The sequence below is a fragment of the Lutibacter sp. genome (genome assembly GCF_040883305.1).
Lineage (GTDB): Bacteria > Bacteroidota > Bacteroidia > Flavobacteriales > Flavobacteriaceae > Lutibacter.
The window spans coordinates 1-3,269 of the sequence record NZ_JBFLKT010000348.1 but is presented as its reverse complement, the minus strand read 5'-3'; the positions used below and the strand labels follow the sequence as shown (position 1 = coordinate 3,269).

The window sequence follows — 3,269 nt, the reverse complement described above, 5'->3', positions numbered from 1 at the left end:
TAATGCAAGCTATTTCAAAGCACAACAATAAAGTAAATGAAATAAAAACATTTAATTATGAAACATTTGATGATGTGGATAAATTTTTAACCAAAAAAAGAAGCGAAGCAATGCTAAATCGTGATTCGAGTAGAATGAAAGAATCTCAAATGCAAGCAAATGAAATGCTAGCTCCTCTGCGTAAAAAAGTGCTATTACAAAAAAACATTTTGAATACTACTCTAGAAAAAGAATTGTCTGAAAAACAGTATAAAGTGTGGATAAAATACCAAAAAGGAGCGCTGAAAAAATTAAATCCTAACACTCAGAAAAATCAGCAAGGCCAAAGTGGTCAACAATTTAAAAGAAGTGGTGGAAAACAAAAAGGAATGGGTAGAGGAAGTTATTAAGTTTACTTCATAAATAAACAATACATTAAATTAAAAAAAAATCTGAAAAAGCGCTCTATACATTTTTAACCTCTGTTGGTACAATAGAAGCAACCACCAATTATTCAAACTGGAATTTTAGATAATTTAAATTTTAGGGTAACAAAATTTAAAATTGGTTGATATAGTTGTAAAGAAACAAAATTTTACAAACTATAAAACAACTATCATGAAAACTACATTATTTTTATTCGCAACATTATTTATTTCAACAATTACATTTTCACAAACTTCTAAAAAAGGCTACGACTATTATAAAGCTTCAAGCCACACTAAAATGAACAAAGGTGAGCTTATTGACGCCATGGCTAAAGATGCTAATAATTCACAAAAAAGAGCTGCACGAACAGGAAGAAACCCACAAACAGGAAAAGAAATAAAAATTTCTAATAAAACCAAAGCACAACATAACTGGATGAATAATCCTAGTAGCGCAGGAAATTTAAATCAAAAATCTGGACAAACCTCATCTAAAAATTCAAGAGTCAGACCAATTGACGGAAAAAATGAAGTTGGGAAAACACAATCGAACAATCTTAGAAAAAGACCGGGAAGAACTACATACAAAAAAATGAAAAAGTAATAATGTTTAAATCCGACTATTCCTACAAAAGCAACTGAATACAATAGCTTTAAAAGTACAAAAAATTCAAATCATTAATATATAAGGCTGTTTAAAAAGCGACAATTTCGTCAATCAGTATCATGAGATTCTGAATCAAGTTCAGAATAACGGGTTTTACTATATTTCAAACTGCCTATTTTTTTATCCCCCAACGGTAGCAGTAATTCCAACACTGTTAAATAGTGCAACAATAGTGGTTAATTCATTTAAATCAGGAGTTTCAAATACGTGATTGTTAGTTGGAGCTCCTAATTTTATATGCTTATTCTCTGCAATATTATGGTAAGGCAATAAATTAACCACCTTCCTATTTCCTGCTAAAGAATTTATAAAATTGGCCGTTTCTCTAATATTTTCTTCGGAAGTATTTACACCCTTAATTAACGGAATTCTAAAAATGATGTCACAATTTGTTTTTGCCAATGCTACAATATTTGACAGTATTTTTGCATTAGAAACACCTGTAAACTGCTTATGCTTTTTGGAATCCATCACTTTTAAATCAATTAAAAATAGCTCGGTGTGTTCGGCAACTTCCAAAACAGTTGCTGCACTCGCAAAAGCTGTGGTATCCACTACTCTATGGTAATTGCGTTTTCCACATGCTTTTAAGGCTTCCAATAAATAGTCCGCATGCATTAAAGGTTCTCCTCCCGAAAAAGTAACTCCTCCACCCGACTGGTCAAAAAATATGGCTTCGTTATCAATCTTTTGCATCAAGTCTGAAATTGGAATGTTTGAACCCAACATTTCAAATGCTTTTGTTGGACACACTTCAGCACATGTTCCACATAAATTGCATACATTATAGTCAGTTTCAATACCTTCCGAAGTCATTTTTAAAGCATCGTTTGGACAATTTTCTATACAACTTAATGCGCCTATACACTTTTTAGCGTTGTACATTTTTTGCACCTTTGGCGACATGCTTTCTGGATTATGACACCATTGGCACTGCAAATTACAGCCTTTAAAAAATACTGTTAACCGAATTCCAGGACCATCATTTATAGCATATTTTTTAATATCGAAAATTAAACCTGTACTCATATTTTTATTTTATTTAACTATCGTCACTTCGAGTGCTGCGACCTTAGGAGCAGCGTATCGAGAAGTAATCATAGCTACTAAAAAGTTCTCGATACAATTTTTTATCAAAAATCACTCGAACTGACGAAGTTTATACACCTACATTGCTTTTCAAAAAACGCTCAACTTATACACTATTCACTATAAAAGCATCACTTCGAGTGCTTCGACCCTGGGAGAAGTGTATCCAGAAGTCTTGCACTTCTGAAAAGTTCTCGATACAATTTTCCTTCATTTTATTTCTAAAAATCACTCGAACTGACGAAATTTATCTAAAACGATTCATTTTCGGTTCTATCAATAACCTCTTGTTGTAAATCAGCATTCATATCGTTAAAATAATCGCTATAACCTGCCATACGCACCAATAGATCTTTATAATCTTCTGGGTTTTCTTGTGCAGCATACAAAGTTGCAGTATCTACAATATTAAACTGAATATGATGTCCGCCCAACGCAAAATAACTACGTACTAAATGTCCTAATTTTTTTAAATCTTCATCGCGCTTTAATAAACTTGGTAAAAAACGTTGGTTCAGCAACGTTCCTCCAGATTTGGTTTGATCTAACTTTGTCAAAGATTTTATTACTGCCGAAGGTCCGTTGGTATCTGCACCGTGTGATGGTGAAGTTCCGTCGGAAATAGATTTATGCGCTAAACGCCCGTTTGGTGTTGCACCCATTATTTTTCCAAAATACACATGACAGGTTGTGGACAACATATTTAAATGAAAGGTTTCCCCTTTTGTATTTGGTTTTCCATCAATTGCTTCAAATAAATCGTTGTACACTTCAAGTGCAATTGCATCTGCATACGCATCATCATTTCCGTAAAATGGAGTTTTATTCAATATGGTTTGACGTAAAATTTCCTTACCTTCAAAATTGGTTGAAACAGCATTTAAAAGTGTATCCATTGCAACCGTTTTATCTTCAAAAACGTGCTTTTTTAATGTGGCTAAACTATCCGTAACAGTTCCTAAACCGGTACATTGAATGTAATTTGTATTGTAACGCGGCCCGCCATTGTAATAATCCTTTCCTTTGGTAATACAATCTTCTATAACCACCGATAAAAATGTGGCGGGACTGTATTTTGCAAACATGCGGTCGATATAATTACTCAC

At 33.1% G+C, this 3,269-nt stretch carries 4 protein-coding genes; 2 read left to right on the top strand and 2 right to left on the bottom strand.

Annotated features, from left to right (window positions below; translation table 11 throughout):
- Together AB1Z17_RS11205 and AB1Z17_RS11200 are read left to right on the top strand one after the other, a co-directional pair.
- Positions 1 to 389 (top strand): hypothetical protein (locus AB1Z17_RS11205; protein WP_368051881.1); only part of this gene is annotated, 389 nt, incomplete at its 5' end.
- 208 nt (positions 390 to 597) lie between these two features.
- Positions 598 to 1,011, top strand: a complete 414-nt coding sequence (locus tag AB1Z17_RS11200) for an HU family DNA-binding protein (protein ID WP_368051880.1) — start codon at positions 598 to 600, stop codon at positions 1,009 to 1,011.
- A 183-nt stretch (positions 1,012 to 1,194) separates the two neighbouring features.
- Here the strand turns inward: AB1Z17_RS11200 and AB1Z17_RS11195 are convergent, their stop codons facing one another.
- Entirely contained in the window at positions 1,195 to 2,103 is a 909-nt protein-coding gene (locus AB1Z17_RS11195; RefSeq protein WP_368051879.1) for a glycyl-radical enzyme activating protein, read from the bottom strand.
- Between the two features lie 311 nt (positions 2,104 to 2,414).
- Positions 2,415 to 3,269: pyruvate formate lyase family protein (locus tag AB1Z17_RS11190; protein WP_368051878.1), on the bottom strand; the 855-nt coding region annotated here is incomplete at its 5' end.

Excerpts from the sequence above, each read along its gene's own strand:
- AB1Z17_RS11200 (WP_368051880.1), top strand. The coding sequence starts at position 598 with ATGAAAACTACATTATTTTTATTCGCAACATTATTTATTTCAACAATT.
- AB1Z17_RS11195 (WP_368051879.1), bottom strand. The coding sequence starts at position 2,103 with ATGAGTACAGGTTTAATTTTCGATATTAAAAAATATGCTATAAATGAT.